The following is a 21,901-nucleotide window of genomic DNA, read 5'->3' as shown; positions in this document are numbered from 1 at the left end:
CCTTGAGAATGTCCGACTTGTTGCGCGCTCCCGCCGAGATCAAGTACGCGGAGGAGCTGGACTGGCTGGAATCCATCGACGACGGTCCCAAGCCGTTCGCCTGGCGGTTGTCGCCGAAGATGGTGCGGCTGTTCATCCTCGGTTCCGAGCGCGCCGACGGCCTCGACCGCGAGGTCCCGCAGAAGTGGTTCGGCGACCGCAGCTTCGTCGAGCGGGCCATCGTCACGCTGGCCTCCGACCGCGGCCTGCTGCTGATCGGCGATCCCGGCACCGGCAAGAGCTGGCTGGCCGAGCTGCTGGCCGCCGCGATCTCCCGGAACTCGACGCTGGTCGTGCAGGGCACCGCGGGCACCACCGAGGACCAGATCAAGTACTCGTGGAACGTGTCCATGGTCATCGCCAAGGGCCAGTCGCGGGAGTCGATGATCCCGTCGCCGATCATGACCGCGATGGAGACCGGTGCGATCGGCCGGTTCGAGGAGCTCACCCGCTCCACCAGCGATGTGCAGGACGCGCTGATCTCGATCCTGTCCGAGAAGTACATCTCGGTGCCGGAGCTGGACGACGACAACATCGTCTTCGCCAAGCCGGGTTTCTCCATCATCGCCACCGCCAACAGCCGCGACCGCGGCGTCAACGACCTGTCCTCGGCGCTCAAGCGCCGCTTCAACTTCGTGCGGATCCCGGTGGTGACGAACAAGAGGAGCGAGGCGGAGATCGTCCGGTTCCGCACCGAGGAGCTGCTGCGCCGCCACCAGATCGAGCTGGACGTGCCGCCGACGCTGCTGGACGTGCTGCTGCGCAGCTTCGCCGACCTGCGCGACTCCGCGGCCGCGGCGGGCAGCGACGACGAGAAGCTGGAGTCGGCGCTGTCCACCGCCGAGCAGATCGGCGTGCTCGAAGACGCGATCCTGCACAGCAACTTCTTCGGCGAGCGCGAGCTGACCGCCCGGACCCTGGCATCCTCGCTGGTCGGATCGCTGGCGCGGCGGGAACCGGAGGACCTGGCCATCCTGAACAAGTACCTGCACGGCGTCGTCGAGCCGCGCAGCAAGGCGGAAGGCGGTTCCTGGCCGGAGTTCCTGGAGGGCGGCCGCGACGCGATCGCCACCCTGTCATGAGCGAGGGCGTTTTCGGGGCGCTGCGGGCGCAGCTGAAGGAGGCCGCCGCGGCGTTCGCCGACGGGCCCGGCGCGCTGGAGGGCATCCTGCTGGGCATCGTCGACGACGTCGACCGCGCGACGCGGGAACCGCTGGAGATCTTCCCGGTCTGCCACCACTCGCCCGCCTCGGCGATCGCGATGGCGCGGCGGCTGCGACAGAAGCAGCCGAAGGTGGTCTACCTGGAGCTGTGCGAGGACATGGCCCCGCTGCTGACCGAACTGCGCAACTGCACGCTCCCGGTGGCGGTGCAGGCGTTCGCGACGGAGGTCGACGGCTTCCCGCTGGAGTGGTCGCCGCTGTCGGTGGTCGCGCCGATCACCGAGGCCTCGGCGGAGTACCAGGCGATCGCCTACGCGCTGGACACCCCGGGTGCGGAACTCGTGCTGGTGGACCGCTCCTCGGACCACGTCTTCCAGTGGGACGCGCGCCGGGACCAGCCCGGGGCGCCGGACGACGAGGACGCCGCGCTGCACGGCGACGCGATCGGCATGGAGATCGGCGACCTGCGGCCGCGCTTCGCGGAGCTGGAGGAGCACCTGCTGCACCACGGCAAGGTGCGGCACTGGTCGGAGTGGTGGCACCAGTACGTCGAGGTCCCGCTCGGCGACAGCGACCACGACACCTACCGGCAGGTGATGCTGCTGATCGGCAGCCTGTTCCGCCGCCTGGCGCCGGGCGATCCGCACCGGGTGCGGGTGGACGAGGACCGCGAGCGGTACATGTGGACCAGGATGCGCGAGCACCTCGCCGCGACCGGCACCGATCCCGCGGACTGCCTGTACGTGTGCGGCGCGTTCCACGCGGCCAGCCGCGTCGCCGAGTTCGGTGTGCACGGCGCGGACACCTTCGAGATCAGCCCGCGCACCGCCAGCAAGTGGCAGCACGGCCTGATCCCGTCCAGCCACGCCGCGATCGAGGCGCAGTTCGGCCTGGCGTCCGGTTCGGTGTCGATCGCCGCGGCGGAGTGGGCGAAGAACGTCAAGCGCACCCGCGTGCAGCCGTTCCGGCTGGCCGGGCAGGCCGGGGCGAAGAAGCAAGCGAAGAAGCTGCCCGCCGCCGAACCGCAGACCGCGCCCGCGGACAAGCTCTCCGGCTTCCTGCAGCGCCCGCCGGTCCTGGACCGCCTGGACGAGGCGGAGCTGCTGACCTGGTCGGTGGACATCGTGCGCGCCGCGCGGCGCAACGGCTACCTGGCGTCCACCGCGGACGCCATCGCGGTGTTCGAGACGTCGATCCTGCTGGCGGGGATGCGCGACCGGGCCAAGCCCACGCCCTACGACTTCCAGGACGCCGCGATCACCTGCATCGAGAAGGACGTCGTGCCGGGCCGCCGCGACGTGCGCCGCCTCGTGGAGATCATGATGGGCGGCGACCGCATCGGCCGCGTCGGCTACGAGTCGCTGCCGCCGCTGGCGCGCGACGTCCACGACCGCCTCGCCCCGCTGAACCTCAAGCTCGAGCAGCGCGGTGTGCAGCGCGCGCTGCTGGACATCGCCGCCCAACCGGAACTGGCGCACTGCTCCGACGTCCTGTGGATGCTGCACCGCCTGATGCCGCGCGGCGCGGCGCGGCCGATCATGGGGGAGCGGCGGCTGGGCGAGCAGCCGATCCAGGAGTCCTGGGACCTCGCGCTCGGCACGCACCAGCGGGCGCTCATCGAGCTCGGCTACGAGGGCGTCAGCATCGAGCAGGTCCTGGAGCAGCGCCTGCGCACCGCGGCCTACGACTCGCGGGCGACGGCGGCGTCGGTGCTGGAGGCGGTGGAGGACGCGACGCTGTACCTGCGCAGCCACCGCCTCGCCAACGAGCTGGGCGTGCGAGCGCTGGAAGTCCTCGCCGCCGAGCGCAGCGTCGATGGGGCTCCCGCGGTCCTGCGCCGCGTGCGCCGACTGCTGGCCTTCTACCGGACAAGCGAACCGGTGCTGCCGCGGTGGATCGAGTCGTTCGTCAAGACCGGCTACGCCCACTACTGCACCCTGCTCCCGACGGCGTTCACCGACGAGGACGCCACCGTCGACCAGGTCGCGGCGATGCTGGGCTTCCTGTTCAACATGGAGGGTCTGGCGCTGTCGCTGGGCTGCGACCGCGCCCAGCTGGAGCTGGCCTTCGCGCAGTCCCACCCCGAGGAACCGGAGAAGCTGGCGCTGCTGTGGGCGGCTCAGGTGCACCTGGGGCGGCTGTCCCGGGCGGAGCTGCGGCAGCGCTGCGCGGACCTGCTCGGCAACCCGCTGGTGGTGCCCACCTACCCGCGCTACCTCAGCGGCTTCCTGCACGCCCTGGAACCGGTGCCGAGCCTGGTGGACTTCGCGGTGGAGTCGGTGTCCAACGCCTTCAGCAGGCTGCCGGACCCGATCCTGCTCCCGTGGCTGCCGAGCCTGATCACCACCCTCCGGGCGAACGGAGCGGACCTCGCCCCGCGGCTGATCCGCGAAGCGGGCCGCGTCTTCCCGAGCACCCTCGCCGCCCTGGACGAGTGGACCCCGCCGTGGCGGTCCGAACCCGCTCCGGCGCTCCCGCTCCGGCCCACCCGCAGCGCCGAACTGATGACGACCCACCCGGACACCTGCAACGCGGTGGCGAACCTCCTGGGCTGCACCGGCGAGTGGGGGTCAGCCGACCCCGAACCGCGCGGAGCGGAGCTGCTCGATCAGCACCCGGCCACAGCGCAGGCCCTCCACCTGCTCCTGACCGGGGCGTGATGCAGCGCGGTGCCCCGCCGCCGATCGGCAGCGGGGCACCGGTGGTCCGGGTTCAGCTCTCGCCGGGGAGGGCGAGCGCGATGATCTGGGTGACCTCCTGCGGGTGGAAGCCGTCGTCGCTGACCAGCACGAGGGTGCGCTCGCCGCTGGGGAGCCGCGGGCCCCAGGTCATGCCCTCCAGGTTGTCCACCGTGGACAGGTCCAGGTCGTCGAAGTCGACCAGCAGCCGCTTGTGCATCGGCCGGACCGGGCGGTCCTGGAGGGACTGCACGTGCTGGACGTCGGTGGCGCCGTCGGTCGTCGCCTCGAACAGCCGGACCTTGAACCCGGCGCCGTCGACGTAGGTGCGCTCCAGCACGAGGAAGCGGGTCGGGTCGTCGGGGTGGGCCAGGACGGCGGGCACCCCGGTGTCGGCCCGACCGCCCGGCCGGGGCGCGGCGAAGACCGGTTCGAGCGGGTAGGCGTGCTGGCTGAGCACCTCGCCGGTCCTGGTCTGCCCGGTGATGCGGGTCAGCGCGCCGTGCTCGGTGGTCGGCAGCGGTCCGTCCTGGAGCAGCGGCCCCTCCAGCGCGCTGGTGAGCACCGATCCGGTGCGGTCGAAGGTGATGGCCTCGACGACCAGGTTCCGCCGCGGACCGCGCTCGTCCCGGGTGATCTCGTAGTTCGGCGGGAGGGGGTGCTGCCCGAGGTGCCGCCCGGTGTCGTCGGTCTTCAGCGCCGAGGGCTGGATCACCGGGTCCGGCGAGGTCGGGGTCTTCGGGCGGTTGCCCTCCTGCGCCCACCAGTACTGGCAGGTCCGCGGGTCCACCCGGACGTCCTCGGGGTCGACCGCGTTGCCGTCGTGGGCGGTGGGCGCCGGGTAGGTGGTGCCGTCGGGCTGCCGGAACGGGGCGGTGCCGGTGAACTCGACCGGGCCGACGCCGTGCTCGTCCACGCGGAAGTCGGCGGTGTAGAAGCGCGCGGGCTGGAGGTAGGAGCGGTCGTCGCTGATCAGCACGTACTCGCCGGTGCACGGGTTGCGGTCGATGCCGGACAGCCCGCCCACCGTCGTACCCCGGTGGTCGAGCCGGTGGGGCACGATCGCCTCGCCGAGCAACCGGACTTCGTCTCCGGGCGGAGCAGGTGCCGCGCCCGCGGGGGACGCGGTCAGCAGCGGCAGCGCTGCCAGGGCGGCCACGGCCGCACGTCGAGCGGGGAAACCACGGTTCATGCCGGAGATCGTCGTGGAGCCGCCCGGTCCGCGCAGGCCTCGATGCACCGCATCGCCGGATGCGGTGACGCCGGTCAGCGCGGTGCGGGGGTTCCGGGGGTCGGGGCTTCGCGCAGCAGGGCCACCCGGTAGGCGGCCAGGGTGCGGTCGAGCCGGTCGCGCGCGATCCTCGCCTCCCGCTCGTCGGAGCCGATGCCGATGTGCGCGCACACGGCCTTCGTCGCGCCCGCCCGCAGGCGTGCCTCGTCGACCTCGTCCATGCCCCGAATGGTGGCAGAGGCGCCGGGCGGGCCGCTGACCGGCTGCCCCGAACAGGTCGCGGCGGCCGGGTGAGGCCGCACCCGGCCGCCGCGGTGCTAGCCGAGCAGCGACTCGACCGCCTCGCGGATCGCCGCCGGGTTCTCCATGTGCACCATGTGTCCCGCGCCTTCGACGACCCGGATCTGCACGCCCTCGCCGAACGCCGACGGGTCGGCCACCGGGAGGACCTGGTCCTGGGCACCCCACACCACCGCGGTGGGCACGGCGACCCCGGCCAGCAGCGAAGCCGCGTCGATGGCCTGCTTGTCGCCGTCGAGGAGCGTGCCCAGCAGTGCGCGCAGGCAGTCCTGGACGCCGTCGATGCGCTTGAACTTCAGCAGGTCGTCGACGAGCTGGCGGGTCACCTGCGACTCGTCGGCGAACAGGGCCCGCAGGTGCGGTTTGAGCTCCCGCCGGGTGCTGGCCTCGACGAACCCGCGCAGGTAGTCGGCGTTCGCCTCGGTGCCGTACCCGGCCGGGGCGACCAGCGTCAGGGAGCGGACCCGGTCCGGTGTCCGGGCCGCCGCGGCGGTCACGACCGCGCCGCCCAGCGAGTGCCCGACCAGGTGCGCCCGCTCGACGCCCAGCGCGTCCAGGAAGCCGATCACCGCACCGGCCAGCTCGTCCAGACCGCCGTCGCCGACGTCCTTGGTCGAGCTGCCGTGCCCGGGCAGGTCCAGGGCGTGCACGGTGCGGCCCTCGGCCAGCGGCTCCTGGACGAACAGCCAGGAGTTCTTGTCCCCGCCGAAGCCGTGCACCAGCACCACCACATCGGGGCCGTCGCCCATCGTGGCGTAGGACAGGTTCCGCCCGCCGACCTCGACCTCACCGGTCACCGGTCCGGCGGCCTCCTCGACCGCGCCGCTGGCCAGCTGCTCCTTGGCCTCCGCGACCGCGGCTTCGACCTCGGCGTCGGGGACCTCGGCCGGGGCGACGATCGCGATGGTGCCGCCCACCGGGGCGGACTCCCCGGCGGCGACCACGACGCCGCGCAGCACCCCCTCCTCCGGGGACTCCAGGGTCCCGGCGATCTTGTCGGTGTCGATCTCGGCCAGCTCGGTGCCGTCGGTGATCTCGTCGCCCTCGGCGACCAGCCAGTCGGTGATCGTGCCGCTGGTCATCGACAGCCCCCACTTGGGCATCTTGATCCGGCGGATCCGCTCGTCGGTCATGCTCAGCGCTCCCAGCTCGTGACTTTCTTGACCGCGTTGACCACCTGCTGGGAGTCCGGGATGTACAGGGACTCCAGCGCGTCGCTGAAGGGCACCGGCGTGTGCGGCGCGGTGACCATCTCGACCGGCGCCCGCAGGCTGCCGAAGGCCTCCTTCGCCACCAGGGCGGAGACGTCGGTGGCGAGGTTGCAGCGCGGGGTGGCCTCGTCGACCACCACCAGGCGCCCGGTGCTCTCGACGCTCTCCAGGATGCTGTCGGTGTCCAGCGGGCTGGTGGTGCGCGGGTCGATGACCTCGCACTCCACCCCGGACTTCGCCAGCTCGTCGGCGGCTTCGGCGGCGACCGGGACCATCCGGCCGAACGCCACGACGGTGACGTCCTCGCCCTCGCGCACGAAGTTGGCCTCGCCGAACGGGATCGCGTAGGGCTCCTCGGGCACGTCGCCGACGACGTCGTACATGGCCTTGTGCTCGCAGAAGATCACCGGGTCGTCGTCCCGGATCGCCTGCACCATCAGGCCTTTCGCCTCGTACGGCGAGGACGGCAGGACGACCTTCAGGCCCGGGATGTGGGTGAACAGCGGGTACAGGGCCTGCGAGTGCTGCGCGGCGGCGTTCAGCCCCGCGCCGTACATGGTGCGGATGACCACCGGGGTGACCGCCTTGCCGCCGAACATGTACCGGAACTTGGCCGCCTGGTTGAAGATCTGGTCGAAGCACACGCCCATGAAGTCGATGAACATCAGCTCCGCGACCGGGCGCAGACCGCGGGTGGCCGCGCCGATCGCGGCGCCGATGAAGGCCGATTCGCTGATCGGCGTGTCCAGGACCCGGCCGGGGAAGCGGTCGTAAAGCCCTTTGGTGACACCGAGAACGCCACCCCAGGCGTCCTGCTCGCCGGGCGCACCGGCGCCCCCGGCGTTGTCCTCGCCGAGGACGACGACGCTGCTGTCGCGTTCCATCTCCTGCACGAGCGCCTCGTTGAGCGCTTCCCGGTAGCTGATGCTGCGTGCCATGTGAACCTTCCCCGTGTCAGTGAGGTATTCCCGGACGCTGAGAACCCGCGGCGGTGCGAGTTGCGAGGGTGGGCCCGGAAGCGCCTGGCGGCGCTTGGCGGCGACTTGCGTGTCATAGCGGTCAGGTGTCGCGGCTGCGTGAAGGACCAGGACGAAAACTGGCTCAGTAGGAGATGTATACGTCGGTTTCCAGGTCCTCGCGGGTGGGTTTCGGTGCCGCCAGCGCCGCTTCGACGGATTCCTCGATCAGCGCCGCGACGTCGCGGTCGATCTCGTCGAGCTGCTCACCGGCGAGCGCCCCCGAGGTGGTGACGCGGTTTCGGAACGCCTTGAGGCAGTCCTGCTGCTCCTGGGCGCGGGCCACCTCGTCACCGCGGTAGGCCTGCTGGTCGCCCTCGAAGTGCCCGTAGTAGCGGGTGAACTTGACCTCGATCAGGGTCGGGCCGCCGCCGTTGCGCGCCCGCTCGATCGCCTCACCGGCGACCTCGTGCACGGCGAAGAAGTCGAAGCCGTCGACGATGACACCGGGCATCCCGAACCCGGCGGCGCGGTCGGCGATGTTGTCCGCCGCCACCGACCAGGTGGCCGAGGTGGCCTCGGCGTAGCCGTTGTTCTCCGCGACGAAGATCGCGGGCAGGTTCCACACCGAGGCGAGGTTGAGCGCTTCCAGCGTGGTGCCCTGGTTGCTGGCGCCGTCGCCGAAGAACGCCACGCCGACGCCGCCGGTGCCCTGCTGCTTGGCGGCCAGCGCGGTGCCGCAGATCAGCGGCGGCCCGCCGCCGACGATGCCGTTGGCGCCGAGCATCCCCTTGCTGAGGTCGGCGATGTGCATCGAGCCGCCCTTGCCGTGGCAGGACCCGGTCCGGCGGCCGTAGATCTCGGCCATCATCTCGCGGACGTCCACGCCCTTGGCGATGCAGTGCCCGTGGCCGCGGTGGGTGCTGGCGATCGAGTCCCGGTCGTCGAGGTGCTGGCACACCCCGGTCGCCGAGGCCTCCTCCCCGGCGTAGAGGTGGACGAAGCCGGGGATGTCGCCCTTGGCGAACTCCTGGTGGACCCGGTCCTCGAAGGCGCGGATGGTCCGCATCGTGCGGTAGGCGGCGAGCAGACCGGCCTCGTCGAGTTCCCCGGCCGGTTTCGCTGACACGGTCTCGGTCATCGGTGGCTTCCTCCGTCGCTCGGTGGAACGCGCCACGAATCAACCCCGGTGGCGCCCTCGGGGGAGTCGGTGCGGAGCAGGCCGCGCGCGGCGGCCGCGTCCAGCACGGCCCGGACGTCGAGCACGCGCGGCCCGCGGTCGGTCAGCCGCACGGACACCTGATCACCCGGGCCGAACTCGCACTCGCGCTCGCCGTCCAGCGCGACCGTGCCCGCGGGCACGGCGCTGGTGACCGGCCGCCCGAGCGGGAGGCGGTGCACGGCGGCGACGTCGAGGGCGGTGAGCTTGCCCGGTGTGATGGGGGCCAGCACGCGGTGCTGCGGCTCGGATTCACCGGCGAAGTGCACGGCCACGCCGTGCGGCTCCTCGCGCGTGGTCGGCAGCAGCTGCCCGGCGACGCTGGACAGGCCGATCGCGTGAGGCTCGGCGAAGGCGCAGTACAGCTCGCGCAACGTCTCGGGCTTCCACAGCGCTCGCGCGCCCACCTGCGCGCTCGCCGACACGCACACGTCGACCAGCGCCAGCTCGGTGGCGGTCCCGCACTGCACCTCCAGCACCTTCGCCCGCCGCGTCGCGCTGCGCACGTCGACGTCGCCGCGCGCGACCAGCGCCGCAGCGACACCGGCCACCGTCGCCTCCCACACCTGCGGGAAGGCGTTGTTGGTGCCCGTGCTCAGCGGGAGCAGCGGGGTCTCACCGACCTCGCCCGCAGCCGCCCGCACCGTCCCGTCGCCGCCCAGCACGACGATCACGCCCGCGCCTTCGGAGCGCATCCGCCGCACGAGCTGCTTGGTGTCCCGGGCGGTCCCGGTCAGGGGGTCGAGCTCGCAGAAGGTCAGCTCCGGCCACCGGTCCGCGGCGGCGTGCTGCCGGGAGCCCCGCAGCACGGCGGCGGCGACGCCGAAGTCGTCGGTGGACACCAGCACGCGGCCGAGGCCGAGCGCTCCGGCGGCGGCCACCATGCGCAGCACCATGTTGGCCTTCTCGGCGTTGGGGAACACCGACGCCTGGGCCACCACCCGCCGGATGTCCCGGCCCGAGAGGGGGTTGACGACCACCCCGATCGCCGCGTCCCGGCGCCGCGCCGTGCCGGGCCGCCAGGGGTGGTGCCCGTTGCCCGAGCCGCTCTGCTCCACGACCGCCTCCCGCTGCCAGCCGTCGCGGTGTAACTCGCGTCACACCGCGGACCTCTCCAGCACACGCCCTGCGATCCGGCGGGGCAAGGGTTGCAGGGGGTTGCAGCCGCGGCTCTCCTGGCGACGGGCTCCGCGACGCGTGAGGATGGGACCGCACGACGACCCGCACCCCGGGGAAGGGCTGGTTCCCATGGACGCGCTCTACACCGCTGTCGCCACCGCCACCCACGGCCGGGACGGTCGCGCCGTCAGCTCCGACGGCAAGCTGGACCTGCAGCTGGCGGTGCCGGTGGAGATGGGCGGCAGCGGCCGGGGCACCAACCCGGAGCAGCTGTTCGCCGCCGGTTACGCCGCCTGCTTCGCCAGCGCGCTCGGCGTGGTCGGCCGCCGGGCGAAGATCGACCTCGGCGACGCCGCGGTGACCGGCGAGGTCGACATCGGCAAGCAGGGCGAGGGCTTCGCGCTGGCCGTCGTGCTGCGGGTGGAGCTGCCCGAGTCCGTCGACGAGGCCACCGGCCGCGAGCTGGTCGAGCAGGCGCACCAGGTCTGCCCGTACTCGAACGCGACCCGCGGCAACATCCCGGTCGAGCTGGTCATCGAGTGAGCGGGGCCGGGCCGAGCAGGTCCCAGCGGTTGCCCGCGACGTCCAGGAACACCGCGACCCGCCCGTAGGGCTCGGTGCGGGGCCGGGACACGAACTGCACGCCCGCCGCCACCATCCGGTCGAAGGCCACGTCGAAGTCGTCCACCCGCAGGAAGAACCCCACCCGCCCGGCGACCTGGTCGCCGACGGCGGCGGCCTGCCGCGCACCGTCCGCTTGAGCGAGCAGCACGCCCGTGCCGCCACCGGGCGGCCGGACCACCACCCAGCGCTTCGGGCGGCCGTCGTTGGTCAGCGAGGGGGAGTCCTCGACGAGTTCGAAACCCAGCGCGCCGACGAAGAACCCGATGGCCTCGTCGTAGTCGGCCACGACGACGGTGACAAGATCGATCCGCACCGCCCGAGAGTACTTCGCAGATCAGGAGATCCCGCGGGCGTGGAGTTCGTCGTCGGCGCGCAGTGTGGCGTCGAGCAGCGTCAGGCCTTGGCCCTGGAAGTCGGCGATCAGCTCGTTCCAGCGGTCGAGGGTGGCGCTGCTCTCGATCACCAGGCTCTGCGCCGCCGGGGTGAGGCTCCCGTCGCGGTGCACGATGCCGAACGGCCTGCGCACCTCCGGACGGGTCTCGACCACCACGGCCCCGCTGCGCGCCGCCGCCGCGGCCATCCGCAGCGGGAGGAACGCGCTGGCGGCGCCGTTGAGCACCAGCGTCAGCTGCGCGTGGCGGTTGGGGACGCGCGCGACGATCCGGGGTGCGACCGATTCCTGGCGCAGCACGGCCGTCACGGCGTCGTTCTCGCGGTGCGCCGAGCTGCTCACCGCCAGCGGCACGTCGTCGAGCCGGGCGAGGTCGTGCGGTGCCGACGGGTCGACCCCCGCCGTGCCGGGCGGCATCACCAGGAGGAGCCGCTGGACGGCCAGGTCGACCTTGGTGAGGTTCTCCGCCGCGACCGGGAAGGTGGTGAAGCCGAGCTCGCAGGTGCCCGCCGCCACCTCCTCGCACAGCTCCGCCGCGCTGGCGTGCTCCACCAGGTCGAGCCGGATGCCCGGGTGCAGCTTCGTGAACGACGCGCTCCACGCCGCGACCGCGTCGCTGGACATCTCCGGCATCGTGCCGATGGTGATCGACCCGACCTGCAGCTCGCGCGCTCCGCGCATGATGTCGCGCACCGCCAGCACGTCCCGGATCACCTTGCGCGCCGGTTCGACCAGCAGCTCACCGGCCGAGGTGAGCACCAGGTTGCGGCCCGTGCGGTGGAACAGCGGCAGCTTCAGCTCGCGCTCCAGCTGGCGGATGCTCTGCGACAGCGAGGCCTGCGCGATGTGCAGCTGCTGCGCCGCGCGGTTCACGCCGTTGTGCTCGACGACCGCGAGGAAGTACTCCAGTTGGCGGATCTCCATACCGGCATCGTCCTCCGCGCGGGGATCACCGCGCGCGGAACGTGTCGGGCAGCGTCCCGTCGGCCCGGACCTGCTCGATCATCGCCCGGCCGAGGTTGCGCTGGTGGATCGGCGAGGAGCCCTCGTAGATGCGCAGCGCCCGGACGTCGCGCCACATGCGCGGGACCGGGTGCGGCCCGACGATGCCCGCGCCGCCCAGCAGCTGGACGCACCTGTCGGCGACCCGGCTGGCCATCTCCGAGCAGTACAGCTTGGCGGCGGCGATCCGGTGCCGGGGGACCTCCCCGCGGTCGAAGGTGCGGGCGCTCTCCATGACCAGCGCCCGCCCGGCCTCCAGCTCGGCGTAGCTCTCGCCCAGCGTCGACCGCACCGCGCCGAGGTCGGCCAGCGGGCCGCCGAACTGCTCGCGCCCGTTCAGGTGGGCGGTGGTCTCCTCCAACATCCGGGTCGCCTGGCCGACGCAGGTGGCGGCCACGTGCAGGCGGGCGTGGTTGATGCCGCGCAGCGCCATCTTCAGCCCTTGGCCCTCGACGCCGCCGAGGAGCTGCCCGGCGGGGACCCGCACGCCGCGGAACCGGATCTCGCCCACCGGGGCTTCGGCGTGGCCGTTCATGTACCGGGGCAGCGCGGTGGAAACGCCCGGGGCGCGGGCGTCGACGATGAGCGCGGAGACCCCGGCCGCTCCCGGCTCGTCCGGGTCGGTGCGCGCGAACGTCAGGAACGCGTCCGCCCAGGCGGCGTTGGTGATGTAGCGCTTGCTGCCGTTGACGAGGTAGTCCGCGCCGTCGCGGATCGCGGTCGTGCGCAGGTGCGCCGCGTCCGACCCGGCTTCCTCCTCGGTGAGCGCGAAGGCCGTGACCAGCTCTCCGGCGGCCATCGCGGGGAGCATCTCGCGCCGCTGCTCCTCGGTGCCGTGGTCGAGGATCGCTTGCGAGCACAACCCGATCACCGTCGAGAAGCGGGACCGGTAGACGCACGAGGCCCGGGTGAACTCGAAGGTCAGCCGGACCTGCTGCTCCATCGTCCACTCCAGACCGCCGTAGGCGCGCGGGATCGAGATCCCGAACAGCCCGAGCGCGGCCATGCGGTCGAGGATCCGCTCGGGGACGGCACCGGCGTCGACCATCTCGGGCTCGGTCGGGATCAGCTCGTCATCGGTGAAGTCGGCGATCTTCCGGAGGTAGGCGGGGAAGTCGCAGCGGAGCACGTCCTGGTCGATCAACGCGGTGTCCTTTCGCGGGGGTGGGCGGTCGTCGGCGCACCGACGACCCGGCGGGCGGTGAGGTCGGTGATCGCATCCTCGGCGTAGCCGAGCTCCCGCAGGACCTCGGCGGTGTGCGCGCCGACCGGCGGAGCACCGGTGGAGTCGGTGCGGCGCTGCCCGTCGAGGGTGAAGGCCGCGCCGGGGCTGGTGGTGCGGCGACCGCGGCGGTCGGTCACGCCGATCAGGACGTTCGAGCGCGCGACGTCCTCGTCCGCGGCGACCTCGTCGAGGGAGCGGACGGCTCCGCAGACGATGCCCGCCGAGAGCAGCGCGGAGATGGCCCGGTCGCGGGTCATCCCGGCGAAAGCGCTGGTCAGCGCGTCGAGCATCGCCGCCCGGTTGCGGACGCGGGCGGGGTTGTCGGCGAACCTCGGGTCGTCGACCATGTCCGGTCGCCCGACCAGCTCGCACAGGGCGGCCCACTTCTCGGCGGTGTAGGCGGAGATCACGATCGCGCCGTCGGCGAGTTCGACGACGTCGGCGGCGGGAGCGGCGTTGGCCTGCCCGTTGCCCTTCCGCCGGGGTGCGGTGCCGGTCAGCAGGTACTCGTTCCAGGTGGCGGCCTGCAGCGATATCACCGCCTCCATCAGCGAGGTCTCGACGTGCGCGCCCCGCCCGGTGCGCTCGCGTTCGAAGAGCGCGGCGAGCACCCCGGTGGCCAGCGCGTTGGCCGCGGTGACGTCGGCGACCGGGACACCGACGCGTTGCGGCTCGCCGTCCGCTGCGCCGGTCGCGTGCATCAGCCCGTACTCGGCTTGGGCCGCGATGTCGAGTCCGGGGCGGTTCCGGGACGGGCCGCGGGAACCGAAACCGGTCACGGTGGCGCAGATCAGCCGCGGGAAGCGCTGGCGGAGGGTCGCGACGCCGATCCCGAGCTGTTCGGCGGAACCGGGCCGGAAGTTCTGGACCAGCACGTCGGCGGTGCCCAAGAGCTGGTGCAGCACGCGCTGCCCGTCCGGGGAGCGGAGGTCCACCGCGATGCTGCGCTTGTCGCGGTTGTAGGCCTGGACCATCGCTTCGCCGAACGGGCCGATGCTCCGGGCCTGATCGCCGCGCAAGCTCTCGACCTTCAGCACCTCCGCGCCGAGATCGCCCAGCACCTGCGCCGCGCACGGCCCGGCGATGTACTGCCCGAGGTCCAGCACGCGGACACCCGTCAGCGGTCCGTTCACGACCTACCTCCTCGGTCTGCCGACAGACGTTCCAGTTCGGACTTCGCGCGCTCCGGGTTGAGCATCGCCCCGCCGAGAACGCCCAGCGCGCACACGACGAGGCCGACGACGGAGAACCCGGTGGCATAGCCCTGCGCCGGGGTGGTGGCCTGGTCGACGATGAGCCCCAGGCCGTAGGGGGCCAGGATCCCGGCGACGCTGTAGGCCGCGATGATGCAGCCGAAGAACGCGACGCGCTGGTGCGCGGGCAGGAAGTCGGAGGCGCCCGCGAAGGCCACCGAGAAGGCCACGCTGTTGACCGCGAAGGCGAGCACGACGAGCACCATCTGCAGCGGGCCCGCGTCCAGCTGCGCGAACGCGGCCATCGAAAGCCCGCCGAGCACCAGGTACGCGCCGGTGAGCTGACCGCGGGCCAGGTGCGAGCTGCGGCCCCGGCGCAGCAGCCGACCGGACAGCGCGCCCGCCGACAGCAGAACGACGACGGCCGCCGCGTACGGGATGGCGGCCAGCACGCCGACCGTGCCCGCGGGATACCCCAGCCCCTCGGACAGGTACGCCGGGAGCCACGCGACCTTCAGTGACGAGATGAGGTAACCGGCGAAGGAGAGCAGCACCAGCCCCCAGAAGCTGCGCAGGCCCAGCAACCGGTGGAAGGGGACCGCGATGTGCCCGTTGGGGTCAGGGGCGGTCGCCGCGCTGCCGAGGTCGGCGGGTCTGCGGAACGGCAGCCGCTCCGAGCACCAGAACCAGCCGATCGTCCACAAGACACCGGCGAGGACCAGGACGGTGAAAGCACCGTGCCACGACCAGTTCACGACCACCCACGTCAGGGTGGGAGCGGCGATCAGCGGCCCGACCGAGGAGCCCGCGTTGACCAGGGCACCGGCCGTCGCCCGGCGCTCCGGCGGGAACCGGTCGGCGATCACCGACTGGCAGAAGGCGTGCGCGGGGCCTTCGAAGAAGCCCAGCGCGATGCGCGAGGCGAGCAGCACGCCGAACGTGGTGGGCGCGGTGAGCGGCAGCATGCTCAGGATCCACGAGCACATGAGCAGCCCGGCACCCCAGGTGTAGGAGACCTTGCGCAGCGCGGCGCTCAGCACCACGGCACCGACCGCGAACAGCCAGAAGAACGCGCTGCTGAGCAGGCCGTACTGCTCGGCCGTCAACCCCAGGTCGGCGCGGATGCGGGTGCTGGCCAGCCCGACGGCCGCCTTGTCGGCGAAGTTCAGGGTGAAGAACAGGAAGAGGAAGAGGACGAGCCCCCAGCCCTTCGAGCGGTCCGGGGCACCTGGCTCCTCGACGCGGAGGGCGCGCGAATCGGAAGTCGTCATGTGGTTCTCCTGGGCAGCTCGCAGCGGGGAGCATGGTCCACATCACACCGTCGGCTTGAGACGTTCAACGGCCGATCTGCGGCCGGGGCGTTCGGTTTTGCCTATATCCGGTCGTTCCGGTTCCCGGCGCGGCTGCGGCAGAATGTGACCGCTGGTCGTTGCAGGGGAGGGGTGGTCCGGGTGCCGACGGCGACGTGGGAGCGGTTGCCCGAGGCTCGGCGGGAGGCCGTGCTGCGGGCCGCCGAGGCCGAGTTCGCCGCGCACGGGTTCTCCGGCGGCAGCCTGAACGCGATCGCGCGCACCGCGTCGGTGGCCAAGGGCAGCCTGTTCCAGTACTTCAGCGACAAGGCGGACCTGTACGCCCACCTGGCCGACCTGGCGAGCCGCCGCATCCGGGCCGCGATGGAGCAGCGCATCGCCGAGCTGCCGTGGGAGGCGGGGTTCTTCCCGGCGTTCCGGCAGCTCGCACGGGACTGGGTGGCCTACTTCGCGGTGAACCCGCTGGACCGGGCCTTCACCGCCGCGGTGAACCTGGAGCCGGACATGACCGCGCGCTCGGCGGTGCGCGAGGCGGCCAACAGCCACTACCTGGAGGTGCTGCGGCCGCTGCTGCGCACGGCCCGGGACGCGGGGGAGCTGCGCGCGAACGCCGACCTGGACGCCTTCCTGGCGCTGCTGCTCGTGCTCCTGCCGCACCTCGCCCTGGCCCCGCACAACCCGGGTCTGGACCCGGTCCTCGGGCTGGGCTCCGGGGATCCGGAGCGGATCGAGGAGTCGGTGGACCGGCTGGTGAACGTGCTGGTCGCGGCCTTCGCCGCACCTGACGCGCGGCGCTGAGCCATTGCTCCGACCGTGCGACCGGGGTTGTCCCGGGTGGTGGCGCGCCCTAATGTGACCAGTGGTCATATGACCGCCGGTCACAGCGCTTCCGGGAGGTCCCACGGTCATGTCCGCGCCGCCCCGCGTCTGCGTCATCGGTGCCGGTTCCTCCGGGATCGCCACCGCCAAGGTCCTGCTCGAGCGCGGCATCCCGTTCGACTGCTTCGAGCTCTCCGACCGGATCGGCGGCAACTGGGTGTGGGGCAACCGCAACGGGGTCTCCGCGGCGTACCGGTCGCTGCACATCAACACCTCGCGCGAGCGGATGGCGTTCAGCGACTTCCCGATGCCCGCCGAGCTGCCCGACTTCCCCCGGCACGACCAGGTCGCCGCGTACTTCGACGCCTACGCCGACCACTTCGGGCTCCGCGACCGCATCACCTTCCGCACCGGCGTGCAGCACGTCGCCCCGCGCCCCGGTGGTTTCGACGTCACCCTGAGCACCGGGGAGACCCGCGGCTACGAGGCGGTGTGCGTGGCCAACGGGCACCACTGGGACCCGCGCTGGCCCGAACCGGCCTTCCCCGGCGCCGACTCCACCGCGATCGAGCAGATCCACTCGCACAGCTACACCGAGGAAGCCCAGCTGGCGGGCAAGCGCGTCGTCGTGGTCGGGATGGGCAACTCGGCGGTGGACATCGCGGTGGACGCCAGCTACCACGGCGCGGCGACCTACCTGTCCGCGCGCCGCGGCGCCCACGTCATCCCGAAGTACGTGTTCGGGCGGCCCTACGACCAGATCGCGGGCAGCGAGCGCATCCCGGGCTGGATCCGGTGGCCGCTGGCCCGGCTGCTGCTGAAGTCCACCACCGGCCGGATGACCCGCTACGGGCTGCCCGCCCCGGACCACAAGTTCGCGCAGGCGCACCCGACGATGTCCAGCCGGGTCCTCGACCGGCTGGCGCACGGCGCGATCACCCCCAAGCCGAACATCTCGCGGCTCGACCGCTCGTCGGTGGTGTTCACCGACGGCAGCCGGGTCGAGGCGGACCTGGTCGTGTACTGCACCGGCTACCGGATCAGCTTCCCGTTCTTCGACGCCGGGTTCCTCGACCCCGGCGAGGACAACGAGGTCCGCCTCTACCAGCGGGTGTTCCACCCGCGGGTGCCGGGCCTGTACTTCATCGGCCTGGTGCAGCCGCTCGGGGCGATCATGCCGATCGCCGAGCGGCAGTCCGAGCTCGTCGCCGACCACCTGCAGGGCAGCTACGCGCTGCCCGACCGGCTGGGGATGCTCGCCGAGATCGCCAAGCACCGGCAGGCCGTCGCCAAGCGCTACGTCGCCTCCAAGCGCCACACGATCCAGGTCGACTTCGACGACTACATGCGCGAACTCCGCCGCGAACGGATCCGCGGCGCGCAGCGCAGCGCACCGGCCGCGCGCACGTCGCGGCGCGTGGCCGGTCGCGCCTACGCCTGACGGTTCACATCGCTGGTGCCGCCTTCCGGGCGCTACCGTCGGTCCGACGGCGGACCTCGGGAACAGGGAGCTCGGCATGGGCACGGCGGTCGTGGTGGGCAGCGGCCCGAACGGGCTCGCCGCCGCCGTCGTGCTGGCCCGGGCCGGGGTGCGGGTCACCGTTCTGGAGGCCGCCGACGAGATCGGTGGAGGCACTCGCACGGTCGAAGCCATCGTGCCGGGGATGCTGCACGACCAGTGCTCGGCGGTCCACCCGATGGCCGCCGGGTCGACCTTCCTGCGCAGCCTCGACCTGGGCCGCTACGGCTTGCGGTGGCGGTTTCCCGAGATCGACTGCGCCCACCCGCTCGACGACGGCACCGCCGGGGTGCTGCACCGCTCGGTCGCCGAGACCGCCGGAGGGCTCGGTCCCGACGGCCGCCGCTGGTCGTGGTTGTTCGCCGGGCCAGCGGCGTCCTACGACGAGCTGTCGGCGGACGTTCTCGCCCCGCTGCTGCGGGTTCCGCGCCACCCGCTCCGCCTCGCCCGCTTCGGGATCCCCGCGCTGATGCCAGCATCGGCGATCGCGAAGATCTTCGCGGGGGAACGGGCGAAAGCGCTGTTCGGCGGGGTGGCCGCGCACGCGTTCCGCCCGCTGGACCGGCCGCTGAGCGCCAGCATCGGATTGGGCATCCTGACCGCCGGGCACCGGCACGGCTGGCCGGTGGCGGCCGGGGGCTCGCGCTCGATCACCGGTGCGCTGGCCGCACTGCTGCGCGACCTGGGCGGCGAGATCGAGACCGGCGTCCGGGTGCGCTCCCCGGCCGACCTGCCGCGGGTGGACGTGACGCTGTTCGACCTCGCCCCGACCGCGGTGGCCGAGATCCTGGCCGACCGGCTGCCCGCCCGGATCTCACGTGCCTACCGGCGGTTCCGCCCCGGGCCGGGAGCGTTCAAAGTGGACTTCGCGGTCGCGGGCGGGGTGCCGTGGACGGCGGAACCGGCCCGCCGGGCGGGCACGGTCCACGTGGGCGGCTCCTTCGCCGAGATCGCCGCGACCGAGCGGGAGATCCACGCGGGCCGGATGCCGCAGCGACCGTTCGTGGTCGTCGGCCAGCAGTACCTGGCCGACCCGCAGCGCTCGGTGGGCGATGTCCACCCGGTGTGGAGCTACGCCCACGTGCCCAACGGCTACCGCGGCGACGCGACCGACGCCATCGTCGCGCAGATCGAGCGGTTCGCCCCCGGTTTCCGGGAGCGGATCGTCGGCACCGCCGTGCGCACCACCGCGGAGATCGCCGAGTACAACCCGAACTTCGCTGGCGGCAACATCATGACGGGCGCGAAAACCGCCCGCCAGCTCGTCTTCGGCCCCCGCCCGACGCTCACCCCCCACGACGTCGGACTGCCCGGCGTCTACCTCTGCTCGGCGGCCACCCCGCCCGGACCCGGTGCCCACGGCATGTGCGGCGCCCACGCCGCGGCCCGAGCGCTGAAGTACCTGCGCAAGATCCGTGAAAGCTGACGGTGGTCGTCACTGCCGCACGGTGCGGATACTCGCGCTGCACCGGCGAGGTCATCCCGCTGCCCAGCGACCTGCTGACCGCTGTGAACCGGCAGTGGCACCGTCGGCCCTGTTTCCGCTGGTGGTGGCCCGTGAGCACTTTGCGGGGTCATCGCACCACAAAGTGCTCACGGGGACTGAACAGCGGAAACGGAGCCCGATGGCGGTCTCGCGGGGCCTCGCGTCAGACGAGCTTGGCGCCGGGGCGACCGTCGTCGATCACGAAGCGGGCGCGGTCGCGGATCGGCGAACCGGGCGTCTCGACGTAGTCGAGGACCCGGAAGTCGGCCGTCCACGCCGAGTGCGTGATGGTGTTCCGCACGTAGCCGCGGTGCCGGTTGATGAACTTGATGTGCGGGTTCTCCGCCAGCTGGACCGCGTCGCCGGGGTTCTGCTCGACGCCGTTGCCGTTGGAGGTGATGGAGGTGCCGACCAGCTCGGTGGCCACCGTCGCCGAGGCGGGGTCGTCGAAGTCGGCCTTGACGTCGCAGACGTAGTTGGCGTGCACGTCACCGGTGATCACCACCGGGTTGGACGCCTTGGCCATGCGGTCGCGCACCAGGTTGCGCTCGGCCACGTAGTTGTCCCACGCGTCGTCGCTGAAGGAGTCCTCGTCGCCCGCGGTGAAGTCGCGCTGCGAGAAGAACACCTGCTGCGCCAGGACGTTCCAGCGCGCCGTCCGGCCGCCGAGGTTGCGCAGCAGCCAGTTCCGCTGCTCGGCGCCCAGGATCGTGCGCTCGGGGTCCAGCCGCTTGTCCTGGTCCTGGAAGTCGCGGTACTGGCGGGTGTCGAGCAGGTGGAAGTCCACCAGGTTCCCGAACGTCAGCCGCCGGTACAGGCGCATGTTCGCGCCCCACGCGTGCTGGGTCTCGCGCAGCGGCATGTTCTCGTAGTAGGCCTGGAACGCGTCGGTGCGGCGCTTGCGGAACACCGCCGGGTCCTGGTCGGGCTCGGCGTCCGGCTGGGACCGGTCGGCGGCCCAGTTGTTCTCCACCTCGTGGTCGTCGAAGACCACCACCCACGGGAAGGCGGCGTGCGCGGCCTGCAGATCGGGGTCGGTCTTGTACTGGGCGTGCCGGGTGCGGTAGTCGGCGAGGTCGAAGGTCTCGTGCGCGGGTGCGTGCGGGCGGCCGATGGTGCCCTTCGAGCCGCTCTCGTAGATGTAGTCGCCGAGGAAGGCGACCAGGTCGAGGTCCTCCCGGACCATGTGCGAGTAGGCGCTGAAGTGCCCGACCGGGAAGTTCTGGCAGCTGGCGAAGGCGAAGGAGAACCGGTCGAGCTGCGCGCCGAAGCGCGGCGCGGTCCTGGTGCGGCCGACCGGGCTGAGCTCGCTGCCGACGCGGAAGCGGTAGTAGTACTCGGTGGCCGGGTTGAGGGTGGTCAGCTCGACGTGCACGGAGTGCGCGGACTCCGGCCGCGCCTGCTCGGTGCCGCTGGCCACGACCTTGCGGAAGCCCTCGTCCTCGGCGACCTGCCACTGCACCGGCACGACGCGGTCGGGCATCCCGCCGAGCCCGTTCTCGGCGAGCGGGTCCACGGCCAGCCGGGTCCACAGCACCACGCCGTTCGGCAGCGGGTCACCGGAGGCGACCCCGAGCGTGAACGGCGACCGGAGCGGCGCGCCCGCACCGGGCTGCGCGCTCGCAGCGGTGCCGAGGCCGGTGGTGGTGAGCGCCGCCGCGCCGAGCGCAGCCGTGCCGGCTAACAGGACCTGGCGGCGGGACGGGGTCGCCCCATTGCTGCCGGAGTTCTCTGTCATGGTTCCCCTCTGCAGTTGTGCGCGGTCGCGCCGCGCCGGATCGGTGAAGCCGATGCACGCTAAAACCGCGAGATGACCACTGGGCGAACCGGTGCTGACCCTTCGATGTACGCCGGGCGCACGGGTGCGGCACTGTCCGATGTGCACGGAGCGTGTTTGGGGGAATGAACGCTCGGTGCGCACTGCTTCGGTTCTGCCGGAGTGTTTTCCCGAACGCTTTCTCGAAGTGCTGTGTGATGGAGCGGCGAGTCTTCGCACCTGTATATCAATGCCGGTCGAGCACCTGACATTGGCTGAAGATCCAGGCCGGCGTTTCACCGCCGGGCCGTGCTGGCACGCAGCTTCGGAATCATCACAGGGGTGCCGGGTGATGATGTCTCCCGGCACCCCTGCGGCTTACTCGAAGGTGATGCGCTTGTGTGCGTGGAATGCTGCGTATGGTTCGGCCAGGTAGTCGTCCATCAGCTCCCGCAGGATCTCAGCGTCGCGGGGAAGTTTCTCCGCCAGGCGAGCCCATCCGGTGAAGGTGATCTCATCGGGAAGTTCGACCAGTCCGGTGATCGCATCCCAGTAGGCATCCCAGTTCATGCCGTACATGGGCGGGAAACCGAACGCGCGCTTCAGCACCAGGTGCAACTGGCGTGCCGTTTCGACCTCGGACAAATCAACGATCATCGA

The 21,901-nt window shown here is 72.1% G+C and carries 19 protein-coding genes; 6 read left to right on the top strand and 13 right to left on the bottom strand.

Features of this window, described 5'->3' with window-relative positions; genetic code table 11:
* Positions 1–8: 8 nt before the first annotated feature.
* Together F1721_RS22320 and F1721_RS22315 are read left to right on the top strand one after the other, a co-directional pair.
* On the top strand, positions 9–1,121 hold the full coding sequence (locus F1721_RS22320) for an ATP-binding protein (RefSeq protein ID WP_150068698.1): 1,113 nt from the start codon (positions 9–11) through the stop codon (positions 1,119–1,121).
* A complete protein-coding gene (locus tag F1721_RS22315; RefSeq protein WP_150068697.1) occupies positions 1,118–3,862 on the top strand; it encodes a DUF5682 family protein in 2,745 nt (914 codons plus the stop codon). The genes F1721_RS22320 and F1721_RS22315 overlap by 4 nt, the downstream gene beginning before the upstream one ends.
* 52 nt (positions 3,863–3,914) lie before the next feature.
* Here F1721_RS22315 and F1721_RS22310 read toward each other — a convergent pair whose 3' ends face one another.
* The 6 genes from F1721_RS22310 to F1721_RS22285 all read right to left on the bottom strand — a co-directional run bounded on the left by F1721_RS22310 (position 3,915) and on the right by F1721_RS22285 (position 9,855).
* Positions 3,915–5,072 carry an esterase-like activity of phytase family protein gene (locus F1721_RS22310; RefSeq protein WP_150068696.1) on the bottom strand — a complete coding sequence of 386 codons (1,158 nt, stop codon included), beginning with the start codon at positions 5,070–5,072 and terminating at the stop codon, positions 3,915–3,917.
* A gap of 74 nt (positions 5,073–5,146) precedes the next feature.
* Positions 5,147–5,332, bottom strand: a complete 186-nt coding sequence (locus F1721_RS22305; RefSeq protein ID WP_150068695.1) for a hypothetical protein — start codon at positions 5,330–5,332, stop codon at positions 5,147–5,149.
* Between the two features lie 96 nt (positions 5,333–5,428).
* Positions 5,429–6,544 carry an acetoin dehydrogenase dihydrolipoyllysine-residue acetyltransferase subunit gene (locus F1721_RS22300; RefSeq protein WP_150068694.1) on the bottom strand — a complete coding sequence of 372 codons (1,116 nt, stop codon included), beginning with the start codon at positions 6,542–6,544 and terminating at the stop codon, positions 5,429–5,431.
* 2 nt (positions 6,545–6,546) lie between these two features.
* Positions 6,547–7,560 (bottom strand): alpha-ketoacid dehydrogenase subunit beta, encoded by a 1,014-nt coding sequence (locus F1721_RS22295; protein WP_150068693.1) that lies wholly within the window; start codon positions 7,558–7,560, stop codon positions 6,547–6,549.
* Positions 7,561–7,723: 163 nt separating this feature from the next.
* Positions 7,724–8,719 (bottom strand): thiamine pyrophosphate-dependent dehydrogenase E1 component subunit alpha, encoded by a 996-nt coding sequence (locus tag F1721_RS22290; RefSeq protein ID WP_150068692.1) that lies wholly within the window; start codon positions 8,717–8,719, stop codon positions 7,724–7,726.
* A complete protein-coding gene (locus F1721_RS22285; RefSeq protein ID WP_150068691.1) occupies positions 8,716–9,855 on the bottom strand; it encodes an ATP-NAD kinase family protein in 1,140 nt (379 codons plus the stop codon). Before F1721_RS22285 ends, F1721_RS22290 begins: the two co-directional genes overlap by 4 nt.
* A 190-nt stretch (positions 9,856–10,045) precedes the next feature.
* Here F1721_RS22285 and F1721_RS22280 point away from each other — a divergent pair, with 190 nt between their 5' ends.
* Positions 10,046–10,459 (top strand): organic hydroperoxide resistance protein, encoded by a 414-nt coding sequence (locus tag F1721_RS22280; RefSeq protein WP_150068690.1) that lies wholly within the window; start codon positions 10,046–10,048, stop codon positions 10,457–10,459.
* On the opposite strand, the gene F1721_RS22275 is transcribed toward F1721_RS22280, so the two are convergent.
* From F1721_RS22275 to F1721_RS22255, 5 genes are read right to left on the bottom strand one after another with little or no spacing between them, the layout of a single operon-like run.
* A complete protein-coding gene (locus F1721_RS22275; RefSeq protein ID WP_150068689.1) occupies positions 10,449–10,853 on the bottom strand; it encodes a VOC family protein in 405 nt (134 codons plus the stop codon). The genes F1721_RS22280 and F1721_RS22275 overlap by 11 nt on opposite strands.
* A gap of 21 nt (positions 10,854–10,874) precedes the next feature.
* Positions 10,875–11,855, bottom strand: coding sequence for a LysR family transcriptional regulator (locus tag F1721_RS22270; RefSeq protein ID WP_150068688.1), 981 nt, complete (start codon positions 11,853–11,855; stop codon positions 10,875–10,877).
* A gap of 25 nt (positions 11,856–11,880) precedes the next feature.
* Positions 11,881–13,077, bottom strand: coding sequence for an acyl-CoA dehydrogenase family protein (locus F1721_RS22265; protein ID WP_150068687.1), 1,197 nt, complete (start codon positions 13,075–13,077; stop codon positions 11,881–11,883).
* Positions 13,074–14,291 (bottom strand): CaiB/BaiF CoA transferase family protein, encoded by a 1,218-nt coding sequence (locus F1721_RS22260; RefSeq protein ID WP_150068686.1) that lies wholly within the window; start codon positions 14,289–14,291, stop codon positions 13,074–13,076. The genes F1721_RS22265 and F1721_RS22260 overlap by 4 nt, the downstream gene beginning before the upstream one ends.
* On the bottom strand, positions 14,288–15,622 hold the full coding sequence (locus F1721_RS22255; protein WP_150068685.1) for an MFS transporter: 1,335 nt from the start codon (positions 15,620–15,622) through the stop codon (positions 14,288–14,290). The genes F1721_RS22260 and F1721_RS22255 overlap by 4 nt, the downstream gene beginning before the upstream one ends.
* Positions 15,623–15,802: 180 nt before the next feature.
* Here F1721_RS22255 and F1721_RS22250 point away from each other — a divergent pair, with 180 nt between their 5' ends.
* The 3 genes from F1721_RS22250 to F1721_RS22240 all read left to right on the top strand — a co-directional run bounded on the left by F1721_RS22250 (position 15,803) and on the right by F1721_RS22240 (position 19,425).
* Positions 15,803–16,459 carry a TetR/AcrR family transcriptional regulator gene (locus F1721_RS22250; RefSeq protein WP_150068684.1) on the top strand — a complete coding sequence of 219 codons (657 nt, stop codon included), beginning with the start codon at positions 15,803–15,805 and terminating at the stop codon, positions 16,457–16,459.
* A gap of 109 nt (positions 16,460–16,568) precedes the next feature.
* A complete protein-coding gene (locus tag F1721_RS22245; RefSeq protein WP_150068683.1) occupies positions 16,569–17,921 on the top strand; it encodes a flavin-containing monooxygenase in 1,353 nt (450 codons plus the stop codon).
* Between the two features lie 76 nt (positions 17,922–17,997).
* Entirely contained in the window at positions 17,998–19,425 is a 1,428-nt protein-coding gene (locus F1721_RS22240; protein ID WP_150068682.1) for a phytoene desaturase family protein, read from the top strand.
* A 223-nt stretch (positions 19,426–19,648) separates the two neighbouring features.
* Here the strand turns inward: F1721_RS22240 and F1721_RS22235 are convergent, their stop codons facing one another.
* Together F1721_RS22235 and F1721_RS22230 are read right to left on the bottom strand one after the other, a co-directional pair.
* On the bottom strand, positions 19,649–21,223 hold the full coding sequence (locus F1721_RS22235) for an alkaline phosphatase D family protein (RefSeq protein ID WP_150068681.1): 1,575 nt from the start codon (positions 21,221–21,223) through the stop codon (positions 19,649–19,651).
* Between the two features lie 396 nt (positions 21,224–21,619).
* Positions 21,620–21,898, bottom strand: a complete 279-nt coding sequence (locus F1721_RS22230; RefSeq protein ID WP_150068680.1) for a barstar family protein — start codon at positions 21,896–21,898, stop codon at positions 21,620–21,622.
* Positions 21,899–21,901 lie beyond the last annotated feature (3 nt).

The sequence above is a fragment of the Saccharopolyspora hirsuta genome (genome assembly GCF_008630535.1).
Taxonomy (GTDB): Bacteria; Actinomycetota; Actinomycetes; order Mycobacteriales; family Pseudonocardiaceae; genus Saccharopolyspora; species Saccharopolyspora hirsuta.
The sequence above is the reverse complement of the archived record's forward strand: the minus strand, read 5'-3'. Positions and strand labels throughout refer to the sequence as shown.